The sequence below is a fragment of the Citrobacter braakii genome (assembly GCF_002075345.1).
In the GTDB taxonomy this organism is placed as follows: Bacteria; Pseudomonadota; Gammaproteobacteria; order Enterobacterales; family Enterobacteriaceae; genus Citrobacter; species Citrobacter braakii.
Window position 1 is genome coordinate 798,238 of record NZ_NAEW01000001.1, and the last position, 18,413, is coordinate 816,650.

General features: G+C 52.7%; 14 protein-coding genes and 3 pseudogenes. 4 read left to right on the forward strand and 13 right to left on the reverse strand.

Translation table 11 applies throughout. The annotated features are described in order from the left end of the window. Nucleotides 1–37: 37 nt before the first annotated feature. The 6 genes and pseudogenes from BZK42_RS04115 to BZK42_RS04145 all read right to left on the reverse strand — a co-directional run bounded on the left by BZK42_RS04115 (nt 38) and on the right by BZK42_RS04145 (nt 6,654). Nucleotides 38–811: an amino acid ABC transporter ATP-binding protein gene (locus BZK42_RS04115; RefSeq protein WP_016153129.1), complete on the reverse strand. Its 774-nt coding sequence runs from the start codon at nt 809–811 to the stop codon at nt 38–40. Next, the gene (locus BZK42_RS04120; protein WP_016153130.1) at nt 795–1,721 is read right to left on the reverse strand and encodes an amino acid ABC transporter permease; all 927 of its coding nucleotides are present in this window, start codon (nt 1,719–1,721) and stop codon (nt 795–797) included. Before BZK42_RS04120 ends, BZK42_RS04115 begins: the two co-directional genes overlap by 17 nt. Nucleotides 1,722–1,730: 9 nt before the next feature. After that, nucleotides 1,731–2,240, reverse strand: a complete 510-nt coding sequence (locus BZK42_RS04125; RefSeq protein ID WP_016153131.1) for a GNAT family N-acetyltransferase — start codon at nt 2,238–2,240, stop codon at nt 1,731–1,733. 10 nt (nt 2,241–2,250) lie between these two features. Further along, a pseudogene (locus BZK42_RS28910) lies at nt 2,251–4,509 on the reverse strand (NtaA/DmoA family FMN-dependent monooxygenase). A 25-nt stretch (nt 4,510–4,534) separates the two neighbouring features. Beyond that, on the reverse strand, nt 4,535–5,656 hold the full coding sequence (locus BZK42_RS04140) for an amidohydrolase (protein ID WP_046275586.1): 1,122 nt from the start codon (nt 5,654–5,656) through the stop codon (nt 4,535–4,537). Continuing rightward, on the reverse strand, nt 5,656–6,654 hold the full coding sequence (locus BZK42_RS04145; protein WP_080858787.1) for an MsnO8 family LLM class oxidoreductase: 999 nt from the start codon (nt 6,652–6,654) through the stop codon (nt 5,656–5,658). The genes BZK42_RS04140 and BZK42_RS04145 overlap by 1 nt, the downstream gene beginning before the upstream one ends. A 516-nt stretch (nt 6,655–7,170) precedes the next feature. Here BZK42_RS04145 and BZK42_RS04150 point away from each other — a divergent pair. Continuing rightward, nucleotides 7,171–8,712 carry a methyl-accepting chemotaxis protein gene (locus BZK42_RS04150; RefSeq protein WP_080858788.1) on the forward strand — a complete coding sequence of 514 codons (1,542 nt, stop codon included), beginning with the start codon at nt 7,171–7,173 and terminating at the stop codon, nt 8,710–8,712. Between the two features lie 93 nt (nt 8,713–8,805). Here BZK42_RS04150 and BZK42_RS04155 read toward each other — a convergent pair. The 3 genes and pseudogenes from BZK42_RS04155 to BZK42_RS04170 form a co-directional block, all read right to left on the reverse strand. After that, nucleotides 8,806–9,038: pseudogene (locus tag BZK42_RS04155) on the reverse strand (hypothetical protein). A gap of 29 nt (nt 9,039–9,067) precedes the next feature. After that, nucleotides 9,068–9,547 (reverse strand): Hcp family type VI secretion system effector, encoded by a 480-nt coding sequence (locus BZK42_RS04160; protein ID WP_053389794.1) that lies wholly within the window; start codon nt 9,545–9,547, stop codon nt 9,068–9,070. 239 nt (nt 9,548–9,786) lie between these two features. Beyond that, entirely contained in the window at nt 9,787–10,479 is a 693-nt protein-coding gene (locus tag BZK42_RS04170; protein WP_080858789.1) for a hypothetical protein, read from the reverse strand. A gap of 69 nt (nt 10,480–10,548) precedes the next feature. On the opposite strand from BZK42_RS04170, the pseudogene BZK42_RS04175 reads away from it, so the two are divergent. Then, nucleotides 10,549–11,182 (forward strand): annotated as a pseudogene (locus tag BZK42_RS04175) (Tn3 family transposase); the annotation flags it as partial. A 224-nt stretch (nt 11,183–11,406) separates the two neighbouring features. Continuing rightward, nucleotides 11,407–12,849: an L-asparagine permease gene (gene ansP, locus BZK42_RS04180; protein WP_047358134.1), complete on the forward strand. Its 1,443-nt coding sequence runs from the start codon at nt 11,407–11,409 to the stop codon at nt 12,847–12,849. A gap of 41 nt (nt 12,850–12,890) precedes the next feature. On the opposite strand, the gene BZK42_RS04185 is transcribed toward ansP, so the two are convergent. Further along, complete coding sequence (locus BZK42_RS04185) at nt 12,891–13,112, reverse strand: YgdI/YgdR family lipoprotein (RefSeq protein ID WP_003020157.1); 222 nt, start codon at nt 13,110–13,112, stop codon at nt 12,891–12,893. Nucleotides 13,113–13,248: 136 nt separating this feature from the next. Then, nucleotides 13,249–14,310: a 7-bladed beta-propeller protein YncE gene (yncE, locus tag BZK42_RS04190; RefSeq protein WP_046275590.1), complete on the reverse strand. Its 1,062-nt coding sequence runs from the start codon at nt 14,308–14,310 to the stop codon at nt 13,249–13,251. A gap of 259 nt (nt 14,311–14,569) precedes the next feature. On the opposite strand from yncE, the gene pqqU reads away from it, so the two are divergent. Further along, entirely contained in the window at nt 14,570–16,690 is a 2,121-nt protein-coding gene (gene pqqU / locus BZK42_RS04195) for a TonB-dependent receptor PqqU (RefSeq protein WP_080858790.1), read from the forward strand. Between the two features lie 30 nt (nt 16,691–16,720). On the opposite strand, the gene BZK42_RS04200 is transcribed toward pqqU, so the two are convergent. Beyond that, nucleotides 16,721–17,758, reverse strand: a complete 1,038-nt coding sequence (locus tag BZK42_RS04200; protein WP_080858791.1) for an NADP-dependent oxidoreductase — start codon at nt 17,756–17,758, stop codon at nt 16,721–16,723. A 58-nt stretch (nt 17,759–17,816) separates the two neighbouring features. Next, nucleotides 17,817–18,392: a helix-turn-helix domain-containing protein gene (locus tag BZK42_RS04205; protein ID WP_046275593.1), complete on the reverse strand. Its 576-nt coding sequence runs from the start codon at nt 18,390–18,392 to the stop codon at nt 17,817–17,819. Nucleotides 18,393–18,413: the final 21 nt, after the last annotated feature.

Consider the following 18,413-nt stretch of genomic DNA (forward strand, 5'->3'; position numbering starts at 1 on the left):
TCAGTCTATGCAGACCTGCCTATCTTTCCCTTGAAGTTCACAGCACTTTCGACAAGAACTGCTGGGTGCGCGTGTGGCGTGGATGATTCAGCACCTGCTCGCTGCTGCCCTGTTCGACGATTTTGCCATCGACCATAAACACCACCTGATCCGCCACTTCCCGGGCGAACCCAATCTCGTGCGTCACCACAACCAGCGTGGTTCCCGACTGCGCCAGTGCTTTGATGACATCCAGAACTTCGCCTACCAGTTCAGGATCCAGCGCTGAAGTGGGTTCATCAAACAGCATAACGCGTGGATTTAGCGCCAGCGCACGGGCTATAGCGATACGCTGCTGCTGACCGCCGGAGAGATGACGCGACCAGGCATCGGCTTTATTACGCAGGCCAACGGCATCAAGCAGAGTTAATGCCCGCTCGGTGGCGGCTTTACGCGATGCCAGACCGTGCGCAATGGGCGCTTCAATCAAATTCTCCAGCACCGTTAAGTGCGGAAACAGATTAAAATTCTGGAACACATAGCCGACGTTAACGCGCTGGCGCAAAATTTCCGCCTCTTTCAGCTCATACAGTTTGTCTCCCTGCCGACGATAACCAATGTAATCGCCATCGATTTGAATAAACCCTTCATCGACGCGCTCCAGATGGTTGATCGTCCGCAAGAGTGTGGATTTCCCTGAACCGGACGGGCCAAGAATAACCGTTACCGTTCCGGGAGGGATCTCCAGCGACACATTATCCAGCGCTTTGTGGCGACCGAAGTATTTGCTGACGCCGGTAATGGAAATATGGCCTTCAGGCGAGTGGGACATGGACGGCCTCCTGCTGCGGACGTTGACGGTTGCGTTTTTCTGCACGGCTCACCCGGGCGGTATTGATTGCTGAACGTCGCTCGCTGCGGGCCAGCGCGCGTTCGACCAGGTGCTGAATTAACGACAGGACGCTGGTGATCACCAGATACCACACCGCACCCACCATCAACAGCGGGATCACTTCCTGCGTGCGGTTGTAGATCATCTGGATGGTGTAGAACAGCTCTGGCATTGCCAGCACGTATACCATCGCCGTCCCTTTCGCCAGACTGATGATTTCATTGAAGCCAGCAGGCAAAATAGTACGCAGCGCCTGCGGCAGAATAATCCGCAGCGTACGTCGCCATGCGGGTAAGCCCAGCGCTGCCGCTGCCTCGTACTGGCCATGGTCAACCCCTAAAAATCCACCACGAATAATTTCAGCGGTATAGGCGCTTTGCACCAGCGTCAGGCCAACCACCGCGGTGGAAAACTGGCCGAGTACATTGATGGTCTCAAAACTGCCCCATTGAATGGGAGTAAACGGAATACCAATCGCCAGCGTGTCGTACAAATAGGAGAAGTTGTACAAAACGATGAGCACCACAATCAGCGGTAACGAACGAAACAGCCAGATGTATCCCCATGCCAGACCGTTCAGCAACCAGGAAGATGAAAGCCGTGCCAGCGCCAGCAGACCACCGATGATAATACTCAACAGCGTACCGATAAGCGTCAGTAGCAGAGTTTGCCCAAGGCCGGACAAGATAACCGGATCAAAGAACCAACGGGCAAACACGCCCCATTCCCAGCGCGGATTAAACGCCACGGACTGGATAATCACCGCCAGGACAAACAAGGCAATGACTGCTCCTGCGGTGCGCATAGGATAGCGCGCCGGTACGACTTTAATACTCTCCGTCGTTTTCATCTTCTCTCCTCAGGCTATTCTGGCCTGACCGGCGATGGTCAAGAGTTTGGTAAAGCGCAGCCGGCCATCAAACGGTGGCAGGCTGTACTCTTCGGGATCGCGCGCTGTATCAAATTGCGGATCGTAGCCCTGGCTTAAATAAAGTCGCACGGCCTCTGGCTGGCGAAATCCCGTGGTCAGATAAATCCGGCTGTAGCCCGCCAGCAGCGCCCTGCGTTCCAGCTCCTGCACCACGCGCGCCGCCAGCCCCTGCTGACGCAGGCTGCTTTTCGTCCAGATGCGCTTAATCTCGGCGGTGTCTTTGTCGTAAGGTTTGTAGGCCCCGGTGGCGATAATCTCGCCGCTGCGCTCCAGTACCACGAAAAGTCCCTGCGGTGCCAGATACCATTCGGTCAGCTCCACTTCAGCGTCGCGAGAAAAATAATCGCCATAGCGGGCGGCATATTCACCGAACAGACCGTTCAAAATTGGCTGCAGCTCGCTGGCTTCAGGTGAGACCACGCGAAATTGATCGCTCACGATGACCTCCTTAGTCGCCTAAACCGGCCGGGTTGATTTCAGATTGCGGAATACGTTCCACCCCTTCTCCCCAGCGGTTCAGCACCTTGTCATAGTCGCCGTTGCCAATTACGCCGTTGAGGGCGGTTTGTACCGGCAGAACCAGACCGCTGTCCTTTTTCAGCGTCACAGCGATGTGTGCCGCTTTTGGCCAACCGCCATCAACGCTGCCCACCCGTTGCGTTTTACCGTTGAGTGCAGCTTTCCACGCGCCGATAACGTTAGGACCGAAGTAAGCATCGGCGCGGCCTGACTGCAGAGCCAGGGTTTGCGCGGCATCATCTTTGGTATACACCGGCGTAAACGGCTGCAACCCTTTCTTCACGTTCTCATCGTTCCAGGCGAGCAGGATGGCTTCCTGATTTGTCCCCGAACCGACGATGATACGCAGACCGGCGATATCTTCTGCCTGCTCGATTTTCTTCAGCTTACTGCCGGTTTTGACATAGAAGCCAAGGGAGTCCTTACGATACGTCGCGAAATCGAATTTCTCTTTGCGGGCTTTGGTGACGGTAATATTGCTGATCGCGGCATCATATTTGCCGGACGTGACGCCCAGCGGCCAGTCTTCCCATGACGTGGGCACGACGTTGAGTTCCAGCCCCAGACTGTCAGCCACCAGACGAGCGATGTCCGCCTCGCTGCCGATCAGTGTCTTATTGTCATCGGCAAAGACGGTCAGCGGCGGCTGGCTTAACCCGGCAATCGCCACGGTGAATTTACCCGGCACGGCCAGGTGCAGGTTCGCGGGCAACTGCGCAATCGCCTGCGGATTTTTTGCCGTATTGATTGGCGTTTTATTGGCTTCCAGGCTTACGCCCGTACCGTTAATAGTCACATCATTTGCCCAGACGTTAGCGCTGAAAGCCAGTGACAGCGCGAGGAAGACTGATTTTTTCTGCATAGCGTTTTTCTCTTATTGTGTGAATTGGTTTGCAGGTGTCGCGAGTCCCAGGCTTGCGCGCAGGGTCGTACCGGGATATTCATGGCGGAACAGGCCACGCGCCTGAAGCACGGGGACAACCTGTTCGACAAAACGCGGGAAGGTATCTGGCGTTCCCCCCTGGATGATAAAACCGTCTGCGGCTTTTTCGTCGAACCACTGCTGAAGACCATCGGCAACCTGTTGTGGCGTACCGCTGAAACGTGGGCGTGGACTGGCCGCTTCCAGAGCAACCTGGCGTAGCGTTAAGCCACGCTCACGCGCGTTGCGTTTGATCTCATCAGTCGTACTGCGAAAGCTGTTTTGTCCAAGGGAACCCAGATCCGGGAACGGTGCATCCAGTGGATATTGGGCGAAATCATGATGTTCAAAGTAGCGGCCCAGGTAGTTCAGCGCGTCGGTAATAGAGACCAGCGCAGCGGTAGTCTGATACTGCTGCTCAACATCCTCTGCGCTGTCGCCAACAATCACGCTGACGCCCTGGAATATATGCAGTTGTTCGGGATGTCGCCCGGCGTAGGCCAACTGGCTTTTTACATCCTGATAGAACTCTTTGGCCTCCGCCAGCGACTCCTGATGGGTAAAAATAGCATCGGCATGCTGCGCCGCTAATTTCTTACCATCCTGTGAAGCGCCCGCCTGGAATATAATCGGACGGCCTTGTGGCGTGCGCCCAATATTTAACGGCCCTGCGACCTGAAAATAATCTCCATGATGGTTAAGCGTGTGCAGTTTTTGCGGATTAAAAAACTCTCCGCTTGCCTTATTACGGGTAAAAGCATCATCTTCCCAGGAATCCCACAGTCCTTTCACCACCTGTAAATATTCATCGGCGATACGATAACGCAGGGCATGTTCTGGATGCTGGGCACGGGAATAGTTCTTTGCCGAACCCTCCAGAGGTGATGTGACCACGTTCCATCCGGCTCGCCCCTGGCTGAGATGATCAAGGCTGGCGAACTGCCGTGCGGTAGTAAACGGCTCGCTGTATGACGTGGATACCGTGCCAACCAATCCCAGATTTTGGGTAATGCTGGCCAAAGCAGATAATACCGTCAGCGGCTCAAAGCGATTTAAAAAGTGTGGAATTGATTTTTCATTAATATACAGACCATCGGCGACAAAAATAAAATCCAGCTTCCCTTTTTCCGCAATAAGCGCCGTCTCTTTGACAAAATCAAAATTAATACTGGCATCGGCCTGCGCCGCCGGATGACGCCATGCGGACATATTTCCCGCTGCGCCATGCAGAATAGTGCCGAGCCGTAGTTGCCGATTTTCAGCCATAATAACCCCTACCCAACCGGTAAACTTAAAGATGTGCGAATGCCGTTTTTGCTAACTGTGCAAAGTAATGCGCGGCAGGTTCAATTAAACGTTCGTCCGGATTGAAGCCCGGGTGATGTAATCCGTATTCACTGGCGCTGCCAATACTGACAAATGCCCCAGGCGTATTTTGCAGATAGACAGCAAAATCCTCGCCGCCCATATGCAGGTCGGCATGGTGGGTGGTGTAGCCTGATTGTTTCGCCACGGCGGTGGCGATATCGGCCCAACGTGCATCGTTTACCAACGCGGTCGGCCCCGCATGCCAGATAACGTCGATTTGTGCGCCAAAGGCGTGGGCAAAACCGGCGGCGATGTCATTAACCCGTGCTTTAACCTGCTGCTGCACCGAAGTCCGGTGCGTTCTGAGCGTCCCTTCCAGCTCAACGGATTCTGGCAACACATTCCATGTATTTCCTCCCTGAATACGGGTCACGCTAAGCACCACTGAATCCAGTGTGTTAACGTCGCGACTGGCAACGCTTTGCAACACCGTGACCAGTTGGCTGGCGAGCAGGATGGCATCTCTGCCTTCATGCGGACGCGCCGCATGTGCGCCCTTGCCATTAATACGCAGCACGAAGCGATCGACGTTGGCATAGAACGCACCGCCGCGTGTGGCAAATTCCCCCACCGGTAAACCTGGCTCATTGTGCATGCCAAAAATAGCCGCAACGTTGTGCAGCGCACCGGCGCGGATCAGCGTTTTTGCGCCACCGAAACTCTCTTCAGCGGGCTGAAACAAAATACGTACGCGACCCGGTAAGTGTGTTTCCTGTTGTTTAAGCAGCAGCGCGGCGCCCAGCATGACGCTGGTGTGGACGTCATGCCCGCAGGCATGCATCACTCCCGGAGTGAGGGAGCGAAACGGCACATCGGCGCTTTCTTCTATCGGTAGCGCATCGATATCCGCTCGCAGCGCGATGACATCTTCTCCCTGCCCGATTTCCGCGACCAGACCGGTTTTCAGGTCGAACGGCAAAATCTCGACGTCCGCTGCGTGCAGCCAGGCGTGAATGCGCGCCGTCGTTGCCGCCTCTTGCAGGGAAAGTTCCGGGTGCTGGTGTAATTCACGACGCCAGTTGATAAGCGTTGAGGCCAGAGTCATCAGAGCACCTCCACGGCGTTATGGGCTTGCGCCAACAACCGCAGCGATGTCAGACGCGCGTGACCTTCCGCCACTGGCGTGTCGATAATGAACTCATCAATGCCAAATTGCGTATGCAGGGCATTCAGCTTCGCCATCACCTCCTGAGCCGTGCCGTGTAACAACGCCTGCTCACGACGCGCGATTTTGCGTGGCGGACTGCCGGCCTGCGCGGCGAATGCCAGCGCCTGCTCTTCGCTGGCTACCGTGACACGTTGACCATTCCCCAGCTCCACGCCCCAGATTTGCACGTTTTCCGCAAGCTGCGCGGCGGTATCGTTACTGTCAGCCACAATCACCTGGACGGCAACTATCGTCGGACGTGCGCTGTGGGTCTGCCAGAAGGACAAAACGTCACGCAATAACGCGCGGTCACCGTTGAGGTGTGCGGCAAAGATAAAATGCCAATTAAATTGCGCTGCTAACTGTGCGCTTTGCACACTGGCTCCCAGGACAAATCCTTGCGGCGGTAACGGTGGAATTGGCGTCGGAAATACCGTTTCCCCGCTTTCCGTGCCGCTCAGCGTCAGCCAGTCGTTAAGCTGGGAAAGTTGGTCGGCAAAACTGCCTTTTTCATCCTGATGCACTCCTTGCTGTAGTGCCTGAGTCGACAGTGGTAAGCCGCCAGGGGCTTTCCCTACGCCGAGATCGACACGCCCGGGTGCCAGCGAGGCCAGAAGATTGAAGTTTTCCGCCACTTTGTACGGGCTGTAATGTTGCAGCATCACGCCACCGGAGCCAACGCGAATACGCTGGGTTTGCCCGAGGATCCAGGCAATCACCAGCTCCGGTGATGGGCTGGCCAGCTGTGGCGTATTATGGTGTTCCGCGATCCAGAAACGATGGTATCCCCACTCTTCTGCCTGCTGCGCCAGACGCAACGTCCGGGCAAGCGCCATCGCGGCGGTTTCACCTTCCCCGAGGGGGCTTTTATCCAGAATACTCAGGCGATATGACATGTTACGGGCCTATGCTTGTTAACATGTCATTATTATTAAATTATCAGATAACCATGCAGAAACATTTAATTCACATTTACTCAGCTAAAAAGTAGATAACCAGCCCTGACGCTGTCAGGGTTAAAATTCGGATCGCCTTGTACTGGTCGGAACACGAAACTGAAAACACGCGGAATGTATGGCCTACAAAATATAATAGGGTCGTTGGTCTCACGGGAATAACATCCAAATCATTTCATGCCAGTTTTCTTTTTGCGAAAACGTTTTTTAACGCGATTTACGTTAAGTCAGGTTAAATGACTTAAAACGTTATGCGGTTGTATAAAATGTTTCAGTTTTATGACCCTGAATGAATATTCCACAGAGATTTTTTAATTTAAATACTTCCACAGAAATGATGATTAGTAGAGAATGCAGCGTTTCTTATTAAAACGGTTTAAAACGGCTTTTTAATATTCCTCCCGATTTTATTGCGGGGATTTTTGTATGGATTATACATATCATTATGGGGCCTCTATGAAAAGTAACATGCCCGTTACACAAATTGAGCACGCACTTAACGACAAAGCGACGCTGCTTTCAACGACGGATAAAGAAAGTCATATTACCTACGCTAACTCTGCTTTTATCGATGCCAGCGGATTTAACGAAGATCAATTAATGGGCGAAGCGCATAATATTATTCGCCATCCTGACATGCCTCCCGCTGCATTCGCTGATATGTGGTACACGCTACAGCAGGGAGACAGCTGGACGGGTATGGTGAAAAACCGTCGCCAAAATGGTGACCATTACTGGGTTCGCGCCAACGTTACGCCGGTCTGGCACAATGAAAAACTCACCGGTTACATCTCCGTGCGTACCGTTCCTTCGCGTGATGAAATAACTCACAGCGAAAGTTTATACCAAAAAATGAATAGTCAGCAGTTTAAAGGCTTTCGACTTTTTAAAGGGATTATCATTCGTCGCGGCTTATTGGCATGGACCTCCATGTTTAAATGGCTGAATATCAGCCAGCGCGTCAATTATTCTTTAGGGGTGACGGCCCTGCTCGCCTTGCTATTTATCTTCGCCCCGTTTAATCCATTTATTCAGTCGGGTGGCTTGCTGGTGTTATTTATGGCGCTGGCTATTTACCTTAAGTATCAAATTTGTCAGCCAGTTAATACGCTCCTGACGCAAATGAAGAAAGTGGTGTCCGGACGTAAACCTGATAACTGTCATTTAAATCGGGTGGATGAGATCGGAATGCTAATGCGACTGGTTAATCAGTCCGGGCTTAATCTGAATTCTCTGGTCGATGACGTCAGTACGCAAATTTCCGGTATTCGCGCTATCAGTCAGCGGGTGTCAAAAGAAGGTACGGCGCTGCATCAGCGTTCAGAAGAAACCTCTGCCGACCTGCAACAAACCGCTGCGGCCATTGAAGAAATTGGTAGCGCGGTACAACAAACCGCTGAGACGGCGGCACATACCATGACCATGGCCGATAAAACCAGCGCCAACGCTGCAGAAGGCGGCGATATCATGAAACAAACTATCGCCATGATGCAGGCGATATCGCGTGACAACGGGCAGATCGTTGACATCATTGGCGTGATCGACAGCATCGCCTTTCAGACCAATATTCTGGCGCTTAATGCCGCGGTTGAGGCCGCGCGAGCCGGGGAATCCGGGCGTGGCTTCGCCGTTGTCGCGGCAGAAGTCCGCAATCTGGCCCAACACTCGGCGTCTGCGGCAAAAGAGATCAAACAGCTTATTGAGAAGAACGTCGCCAATGTTAATAGCGGCGTCAAAATGGTGGAGCAAACGGAAACGCATCTCACCGGGATGATTGGGGATGTACTGCAGATGTCGATGATGATCAAAGACATTAGTCTGGCCACGCGTGAGCAAACCCAGGCTTTGGATCTGATTAACGATTCAATTTCACGCGTTGGCACCATGACACACAATAATGCCGAGATGGTGGAGCGCGTCACCGACGCCACCGCCGATCTGACCCAGCGTTCATCACGCTTACAGCAGGCCGTTCAGGTCTTTGGCGTATCGGCATAACGTTACGGCGCTTATTGGGTGAATGTCTCGATAAGCGCACTCCTCTACATGGGGCTCTACGCCGGAACCGCCGAAATTTCCGGTCCGTTGCTTTTAGTGATCTTTCGGTACCTCAATGACTCCATCAGCAATGCCCTGAGCCAGCCTTTCCATCCATTTTGCAAAGCGAAATATCCAGGGTATTGCAGGCATCTGGACTTTTGAAGCGCTGTCCATCCCCCGTTTAAAGGCATCCATATAGTCATAACAGCCCGCAATAATTGAGCATCATCATTATCATGAACTATCTTCGCCAACTGCCGTTGTTCAGAAGTTAAGTCGACCATTTTCTTTCCTCCTTTGGTGCCCCTCGTCATCAGGCACAACAACGATCGTTCCATGAGTCTCGATAGATAATATTACCCTCCGTATACTTCCAGGTAATCGCCTCATAACGCAACTCGAGCGTTTCAAGGTGAGTACTACTCATACCGTTAGGTGACAGGTATGGCGCAACCGTTGTGAACTTGACGTTTTCCAGAATGATATTGAAATACTCCGCCTCGATGCCCGATTCCAGGATACGGTACATCTTGATTGTCGCCTTCTTCATGGTTCGGCCTTCACAGACAGCGCGGTACAGGAGCGGTGTTGTCTGATCAAATTCCTTCACTATCGTGATCGGGCTATGAACGCGCGTCCCTGTAAGTTTGCCCCAATTGGGGTCTACTGGAATGGTTACGCCGTGCGAAAATGATTTTAATTCGATGGAACCCAAACGCAGGGGCATTAAACAACTGCCAACAATCGGCGCTCCATTTTCATCTTCAAGCCATAAATGAGCGGGAGTAGACATATAATTTCCTTATCAGTGATGATTTAAGTAACTGTGATATTAACGCTGTCACCATTTACAGTAACGCGTGAAAATAACAATCATAACTATGGCGAATACGCCTGTAGGCCAGACAGGGCTGTCAGGGAAAAAATATCCCTGGAGCAATGCGAAAATAATCGTAAAAATTACAGGTCCGTACAGCGATGATAAAAACCTGAGCTGCCACAGTAGAAATTTCTTTAGTGATCGAATCATGGTTATCTGATCATCCGGGTGATGATATTTGCTATACCGGAATCAGATGACCATTGCGCTTCAAGTGCGCCCGCGCGCTCAAATACCGGTTCAATCAGGAAATACATCATATCCAGTTGTTGCATGTAAAGTGCAGAGTAATAAGCTGGATACTGGACGTGTAGACGACGAGCACTATCCGCCGCTTTCTGAACCAAGCCGTACGTGGCCACAACCCCCGCAGTCGTACCCGCTGCACGTCCCGTAAGAGCACTGAGTTGCATACTTAGATGCAATCCGATACGGACGCTGGTAGCGACCGCTAAAGCGTACCCCGCACCGGTAAGGGTGCTGGACGCGATATGAACATTTACAGCCATAAGTGCTTTTTTAATATGCTCTAATTGGGCATTAGTTTTGTATTTGAATACTTCTTCAAAGTAGACACGAAGCATTTCATAGACAACGTCACCATGCTGGATAATGCGAATAACAGCATTCCTGAAGCGCAGATCCTCCGTTTTTTGCTGCTGGCAAATATCATTATATTCATCGGTAAAGCAGGACGTGTAATACAGCAGACGGGTAGCGCCCTTTCCCAAGGTTTCAACTTGATTTGTAACCTGCTGACCGACGGCAGAAACTGCATGATCGAGCTTTAATGCAAGGATCCTGTTAGCCTGTAGATAACTGATGACTTCATTGTTGTTGTACATAACCGCTCCATGCTAATTTCATTACATCCAGTTTTTCATTACTTTTCTCGGGAAAGCGTCCGATAAAAGGATTCGTCAGCACATAAAAAATGCCTGATCCAGCCTGCGGGCACATTGTTCTGGACCTTATCACACGCGAAAAAAGCACTCTTGATCGCATCGTCGCCACGCCTGGGCTGAAGGAAATGACGTAGGGAACGCTGATCCGCAAGTTATGTACATATACAACGGCCAACCCGACAAGACAGGCGATATTTGAATACGATCGGCTGGTTCGCAGTATTTACACGCTGAAGTATCTGCGTGACCCGCAGTTGGAACGCAATATCCGTCGCTCCCAGAATCGCGTTTAATCTTATCACCAGTTACGTGCATCAGTCGCCAAAGTCGGCGGTAAGAAAGAGTTAACAGGGAAAAATGATACTGAAACGGACATCAGTACCCAGTGTGGGCGCTTGATCTCCAATGCGATCATTTATTACAACTCCGTGTTCCTGTCACGTTTGCTGGAGAGACTGGAAGCCGAAGATAATACCAAAGGCGTCGAGGCGCTGACCCGGATATCACAGATGGCCTGCAGCACATTTTACTGAACGGGCATTACACCCTCCAGAGCAGCAATGAACTTATCGATCTGGATACTCTTGTTGCCGGACTTAAACTGGGTTTCGGCGGTTCCGGCGTAGAACCTCTACAGGTATAAACGCCCTTCTCCTTTATTGGCTGAATCGAGGCCACACCGCGCCAGTACCGGCTGCATAAAAATGCTGAATTCTTGTTACCGGGGCTTTGCGGAACCAATCAATTGAATGTAGGATGCTCGGCCGGCAGTTTTCCCCCGTAACACAATGAAGGGTAAGGCTGTTTTCGCCGCAGCAGGTGCGGCAATAAGGATGTTGTATTTTTGTCAGGTCAACAGGAATCGTAATGAACACAAACAACACGCAAGCCGCGGAACAACATGCGGCGAAACGACGCTGGTTGAATGCTCACGAAGAGGGGTATCACAAAGCGATGGGCAATCGACAGGTACAAATGATCGCCATTGGCGGCGCAATTGGTACCGGGTTGTTTTTAGGGGCAGGCGCACGCCTGCAGATGGCCGGCCCGGCTTTGGCGCTGGTCTATCTGGTATGCGGTATTTTTTCGTTCTTTATACTGCGCGCGCTCGGCGAACTGGTTTTACATCGCCCTTCCAGCGGTAGCTTCGTTTCCTACGCCCGTGAATTTTTAGGTGAGAAAGCCGCCTATGTGGCTGGCTGGATGTACTTCATCAACTGGGCGATGACCGGCATTGTCGATATCACCGCGGTGGCGTTGTATATGCACTACTGGGGCGCATTTGGCGACGTGCCGCAGTGGGTGTTTGCCCTCGGCGCGCTGGCTATTGTCGGTACCATGAACATGATCGGCGTGAAATGGTTCGCGGAGATGGAGTTTTGGTTTGCGCTGGTTAAGGTACTGGCAATTGTGATTTTCCTGGTGGTAGGTACCGTTTTTTTAGGTACCGGAAAGCCGCTGGATGGTAACGCCACGGGTTTTCACCTGATTACCGACAACGGCGGCTTCTTCCCGCATGGCCTGTTGCCTGCGCTGGTACTGGTACAGGGTGTGGTTTTCGCCTTTGCCTCTATTGAACTGGTGGGTACCGCCGCCGGTGAGTGCAAAGATCCGCAAACGATGGTGCCGAAAGCAATCAATAGCGTTATCTGGCGTATTGGTCTGTTCTATGTGGGTTCTGTCGTGCTGCTGGTTCTGCTACTGCCCTGGAACGCCTATCAGGCGGGGCAAAGCCCGTTTGTGACCTTCTTTTCCAAACTGGGCGTGCCGTACATTGGCAGTATCATGAATATTGTGGTGCTCACCGCGGCGCTTTCCAGCCTTAACTCAGGGCTGTACTGCACCGGGCGTATTTTACGCTCCATGTCGATGGGCGGTTCGGCACCGAAATTCATGGCTAAAATGAGCCGTCAACAGGTGCCCTGGGCCGGGATCCTCGCCACGCTGGTCGTGTATGTCGTCGGGGTATTCCTGAACTATCTGGTGCCGTCACAGGTGTTTGAGATCGTGTTGAACTTCGCGTCACTGGGCATTATTGCATCGTGGGGATTTATCATGGTCTGTCAGATGCGTCTGCGCCGGGCCATAAAAGAAGGTAAAACGGCAGACGTCAGCTTTAAACTGCCGGGCGCACCGTTTACCTCGTGGTTAACGCTGCTGTTCCTGGTGAGCGTACTGGTATTGATGGCGTTTGACTATCCAAACGGCACCTATACCATCGCGTCATTACCGCTGATTGCCATCCTGCTGGTCGCGGGCTGGTTCGGCGTGCGTAAACGCGTTGCAGAGATCCACCGCACCGCGCCATAACGGCAGAAGGCCTGACAGGTTAATCCTTCAGGCCTTCTTTTTTAGTTCGCTTCAATCAACTGCGCTACGTCGTTGCTGTTAATTTCCCGCGCATTCCCATCCTGATCGGTATAGCTGGTCATTCCCGTGTCTTTATCCAGTTTTGGCTTACCCTGGGTGGTGATGGTTTGTCCGCTTTTGGTCGTCATGACGTAATCGGTGGTGCATCCTGCCAATGTAAACAGCATTACGCCTGCACAAAGACAGATAAATGGCTTTTTCATGGTATTCCCGTGTTATTCAGTTAGCCGTTGAGGGCGTAGTGTAAGTCCCTGAAGTAGGTCAGGCTACTGGCGGGGTGTAACGAGGCGTATCGGGGGATTTACAGAAGTGACAGGAGGGGTTTCCCCCTCCGGTTAATTACAGCGCAATACGAATAACATCGTCCGGCTGGGTGGCTTCCTGCTCGCGGGTGGACTTCTGTTTCACGCTAACGTACAGGGTTTTACCGTCGGCGGAGAGCGCCAGGCTATTCGGGAATGTTGGGGTCTCGAACGTTTTAACGACTTTATAGCTTTTCGCGTCGATCACGCTCACTTTGCCGGCCTGACGATGGGTCACGTAGGCCTCGTTACGCGCCGGGTTAAACAGCACGGCCAGGGATTCCGGCGCGGCGACTTTTGCCAGGACGTTGCCATTACGTGTGTCGATTACCAGCACTTCCGCCGCTTTAGAGTCGGTGACAAAGGCGCGATTGCCCGCCGTGTCCAGACTCAGGTTGATGAAGAAATGCTCTTTTCCATCATCCAGCAGCTTTTTACGGCTGAGAATTTTGTTGGTGGTGGTATCGATGGTGATGAATTCACCGTCCGCATTGGCGGTGTACAGGCGTTTAGCCTTGCTGTCGACAGCCAGAGCGGTGCTCATTTTGCCGGTATTTTGAATGGTGTCCTTCAATGTAATGGCATCACCGTCCACCACCCAAATCACGCTCTCTTTACCAATACCGCTAATGTATACCGTGTTGGTGGCGTCATCGGCGACCAGCTCACGCGGCTGCAGTGGGCGAACGTCTTCAGAACGCTTACGCGCATCCAGCACCAGACGTCCTTTCACCGCGCCCGTTTTGGCATCCATTGCCGTCACCGCGCTGTTTACCGTGTTGCCGAACCACAGCGTTTGCGTGGCGTTGTTGATGGTGGCGCCAAACGGTTTGAGATCGTTATGAATAACCTGAGTCACTTCGAGGGTGACCGGGTCAAGACGGTAAACCACCCCGCCGGTATCCAGTTTGCGGCTCTGCGAAGTCGCCAGCCACAGCGCGTTCTCTTGCTGGCTGTATGCCATTTCATAGGCGCCTTTGCCCACGGCTTTGCGCAGCAGTTCTTCTGCAGCCTGCGTAGTAAAAGATGATGCAACGAGCAGTGAACCTAACAGTAAAGAACCACGCAGACGCGGCGAAAACAGATGACGTAAAGACATGACGACTCCCTTTGATAAATTCGTTTGTTACTGCTTCACATAGCTTCAATGAGCAAAATCATGGTTTTGCCTTTTTTAGGAATGAGAATAGTAATCATTATTCATCTCAAAGTGGAGCACTTCTTCACATATTGACTACAATCGTTGTCATTGCCCGAAAATTAGCGCAATTCAGCAGCGCTAAAATTCATCTTTTATAAAAAAATTCACGCGCTTATCGCCGGTTTTACGGCGTAAGCATCATTAACTGGCCTTGTTCATGACGATTTTTTCAGCCCGCTACACTGCACTTCCTGTTTCTTTACTGCCTGTCTTCCTCTCGCCTTATGCCGTGGCAGAAAGTGAGATAAACGATCAAACGCTGATCGTTAGCGCGACACCACAGTCCGTTTCTGAACTGGACACCCCTGCCGCCGTCAGCGTCGTTGACGGAGAAGATATGCGTCTGGCAACGCCGCGAATTAATCTGTCTGAATCCCTGACCAGCGTCCCTGGGCTACAGGTGCAAAATCGGCAAAACTACGCCCAGGATCTCCAGTTGTCGATTCGCGGATTTGGTTCGCGAACCACTTATGGCATCCGCGGCATTCGTTTGTATGTCGACGGGATCCCGGCAACCATGCCGGATGGGCAGGGTCAAACATCCAACATTGATATCAGCAGCGTACAAAATATTGAGGTTTTACGCGGCCCCTTCTCTGCTCTGTATGGCAATGCGTCTGGTGGAGTGATAAATGTCAGCACTGAAACGGGACATGAGCCGCCAACCATTGAAGCCAGCAGTTATTACGGCAGTTTTGGCAGTTGGCGCTACGGGTTAAAAGCAACGGGCGCACTGGGCGATGGCACACAGCGAGGGGATGTGGATTACACCGTTTCCACAACCCGGTTTACTACCCATGGTTATCGCGATCGCAGCAGCGCCCAAAAAAATCTGGCCAATGCCAAACTGGGCGTGCGCATGGACGATACGAGCAAACTAACCCTGATTTTCAATAGCGTAGAGAGTAAAGCTGACGATCCTGGTGGTCTTACCGAGTCGGAGTGGCAGGCCAATCCGCAGCAATCTCCCCGCGCTGAGCAATACAACACGCGAAAAACCATCAAGCAGACCCAGGCGGGGTTGCGCTATGAACGCCAGCTTAGCGCGAAGGATGATATCAGCATCATGACCTATGCGGGGGAGCGTGAAACCACTCAGTATCAGTCGATCCCGATGGCCCCGCAGTTAAAACCCTCTCATGCCGGAGGCGTTATTACCCTGCAACGTCATTATCAAGGGATAGACAACCGCTGGACTCACCGTGGCGAACTGGGCATACCCGTGACCTTCACCACCGGTCTGAATTACGAAAACCTGAGCGAAAGCCGTAAAGGCTACAACAACTTTCGCCTTGATGATGGCGTGCCAGAATATGGTCAGAAAGGCGACTTACGACGTAACGAACGTAACCTGATGTGGAATGTCGATCCCTATCTGCAAACCCAGTGGCAATTAACGCAGAAACTCTCGCTGGATGCCGGGGTTCGCTACAGTTCGGTGTGGTTTGATTCTAACGATCGCTATATTACGCCTGGTAACGCAGATGACAGCGGTGACGTCAGCTATCACCAGTGGTTACCTGCCGGATCGTTAAAATACGCCATCACCGATGCCTGGAACGTCTACCTGGCCGCGGGACGCGGGTTCGAAACGCCCACCATCAACGAGTTGTCTTATCGCTCCGACGGCCAAAGTGGGATGAATTTTGACCTACAGCCTTCCACAAACGATACCGTGGAAATCGGCAGTAAAACGCGTATCGGCGATGGGCTGTTTACCGCAGCGCTATTCCAGACCGATACCGATGACGAGATCGTGGTTGACAGCAGTAGCGGCGGGCGGACAACCTACAAAAACGCTGGAAAAACTCGCCGTCAGGGAGGTGAGTTATCCTGGGACCAACGCTTTGCCGCAAGCTGGCGCGTAAAAGCTGCATGGACCTGGCTGGATGCGACCTACCGCAGCAACGTCTGTGGCGATCAAAACTGCAACGGCAACCGCCTGCCTGGCATTGCGCAAAACATGGGATTTGCTTCGCTGGGCTACGTGCCTGATGAAGGTTGGTATGCGGGAACTGATGTTCGTTATATGAGCAACATTATGGCCAATGATGAAAATACGGCGCAAGCCCCGTCCTATACCGTAGTGGGTTTAAATACCGGCTATAAATTTTATTACCGCAGTCTGATGATCGACCTGTTCGGTCGGGTGGATAATCTGTTTGATAAGTCCTACGTCGGTTCGGTGATAGTGAATGAGGCAAATGGTCGATATTACGAACCGGCGCCAGGACGAAACTATGGCGTAGGGATTAATCTGGCCTGGCGTTTTGAGTAACACTGGCGGGAATGACTCCCGCCATCCGTTTTACGCATCGTCTGCAAGACGAATCACCACTTTACCGAAGTTTTTGCCCGTCAGCAGGCCGATAAAGGTCTGCGGCGCATTTTCCAGACCGTCGGTGATTTGCTCGCGGTAATGGATTTTGCCCTCTTTAACCCAGCGCCCCATCTCCCGCTGAAACTCCTGAATACGGTGACCATAATCCTGACCAATGATAAAGCCCTGCATCCGGATACGCTTTTTCAGTAGCGTTGCCATCAGCAAAGGTAATCTATCGGGTCCGCCTGGAAGCGATGTGGCGTTGTAACCGCTGACCAGTCCGCACAGCGGAATGCGCGCAGAGGTATTGAGCAATGGCAAAACGGCGTCAAATACCTTGCCGCCAACGTTTTCGTAGTAAATATCGATCCCCTGCGGACAGGCTTTTGCCAGCTGTTGCGCAAAATCTTGTGCATGGTGATCGAGGCAGAGATCAAAGCCTAATACCTCGGTGGCATGTCGGCATTTCTCTGCCCCGCCTGCAACCCCGATCACCCGGCAGCCTTTGAGCTTACCAATCTGCCCTACCGTTGCGCCAACCGGGCCGGTGGCGGCGGCCACAACCAGCGTTTCCCCCGCTTTTGGCTGACCGATATCCAGCAGCCCCATATAAGCAGTAAATCCTGGCATCCCCATCACTCCCAGCGCCCAGGAGGGATGTTCGGGATTATCGCCAAGCTTCACCAGCCCGTTACCGTCGGAGATGTCATAGTCCTGCCAGCCGCTGTAGCTCAGCACCCACTCGCCAGGCTGGTAATCAGGATGGTTGGAGGACACCACGCGACTCACGGTCCCGCCAACCATCACGCCGCCAATCTCTACCGGCGGGGAGTAAGACGGCTCATCGCTCATGCGTCCACGCATGTAGGGATCGAGGGAAAGAAAAATGGTGCGCAGCAAAACCTGGCCTTCACCCGGCGTTGCCACCTCATCGTCTTCAAGACGGAAGTTTTCCGGGACCGGCGCGCCATGCGGGCGGGAAGCCAGTACCCAGCGGCGATTGCGATTAGTCTGTTGACCCATGATGTGCTCCTCTGCTTTTGGCATGATTCCATCAATAGTAGCAGCCTGTGTCCGCCAGTTAGCTGACGACATGATTTAACCGCACAACCAGGTAAACGCAGGGGTGTGCGGTTTCATTGATAAACCGACAATCATTCGGTGGGCCAAGCTCCAGGCAATCGCCAGCCCGCATTTCATGACGCACGTCCCCTTCCACAAAGACCAATTCCCCCTGCTGTAGCCAGATAAGTTGTCTTGCCTGCACGTAGGAAGAGGCTGGCATCGGGATATCGCTTCCGGCAGGCAATTCTATCTGCACCAGATCAATAGGCAGATCGCTGCGCGGTGAAACGTGGCGGCGCAGATAGTGGCTTTGCGGGTCGTGCCAGACAGGCTGATCAGCGAAGCGCAGCAGCTTGCCCTCCTGCATTTCGGCCCGCGCCATCAGCATAGACATGCTGATACCAAAGGCACCGGAGAGCCTGCCCAGCAGCGTGGCCGTAGGGCTGCTCTCACCGCGCTCTATTTTATGGATCATCGCCCGCGACACGCCTGCGCGTTCAGCGAGTTCCGTCAGAGACCAGCCGCGAGACTCCCGCTCAATGCGAATTCTTGCACCGATCCGTTGATTTATGCTGTCTTCAATAGTATTCATATTGTAATACTATAGTGAACA

Coding starts and splice junctions, on each gene's coding strand:
- BZK42_RS04150 (WP_080858788.1), top strand. CDS start 7,171: ATGAAAAGTAACATGCCCGTTACACAAATTGAGCACGCACTTAACGAC.
- yncE (WP_046275590.1), bottom strand. CDS start 14,310: ATGTCTTTACGTCATCTGTTTTCGCCGCGTCTGCGTGGTTCTTTACTG.
- BZK42_RS04205 (WP_046275593.1), bottom strand. CDS start 18,392: ATGAATACTATTGAAGACAGCATAAATCAACGGATCGGTGCAAGAATT.
- pqqU (WP_080858790.1), top strand. CDS start 14,570: ATGACGATTTTTTCAGCCCGCTACACTGCACTTCCTGTTTCTTTACTG.
- BZK42_RS04185 (WP_003020157.1), bottom strand. CDS start 13,112: ATGAAAAAGCCATTTATCTGTCTTTGTGCAGGCGTAATGCTGTTTACA.
- ansP (WP_047358134.1), top strand. CDS start 11,407: ATGAACACAAACAACACGCAAGCCGCGGAACAACATGCGGCGAAACGA.
- BZK42_RS04145 (WP_080858787.1), bottom strand. CDS start 6,654: ATGTCATATCGCCTGAGTATTCTGGATAAAAGCCCCCTCGGGGAAGGT.
- BZK42_RS04200 (WP_080858791.1), bottom strand. CDS start 17,758: ATGGGTCAACAGACTAATCGCAATCGCCGCTGGGTACTGGCTTCCCGC.
- BZK42_RS04115 (WP_016153129.1), bottom strand. CDS start 811: ATGTCCCACTCGCCTGAAGGCCATATTTCCATTACCGGCGTCAGCAAA.
- BZK42_RS04120 (WP_016153130.1), bottom strand. CDS start 1,721: ATGAAAACGACGGAGAGTATTAAAGTCGTACCGGCGCGCTATCCTATG.
- BZK42_RS04140 (WP_046275586.1), bottom strand. CDS start 5,656: ATGACTCTGGCCTCAACGCTTATCAACTGGCGTCGTGAATTACACCAG.
- BZK42_RS04170 (WP_080858789.1), bottom strand. CDS start 10,479: ATGTACAACAACAATGAAGTCATCAGTTATCTACAGGCTAACAGGATC.
- BZK42_RS04160 (WP_053389794.1), bottom strand. CDS start 9,547: ATGTCTACTCCCGCTCATTTATGGCTTGAAGATGAAAATGGAGCGCCG.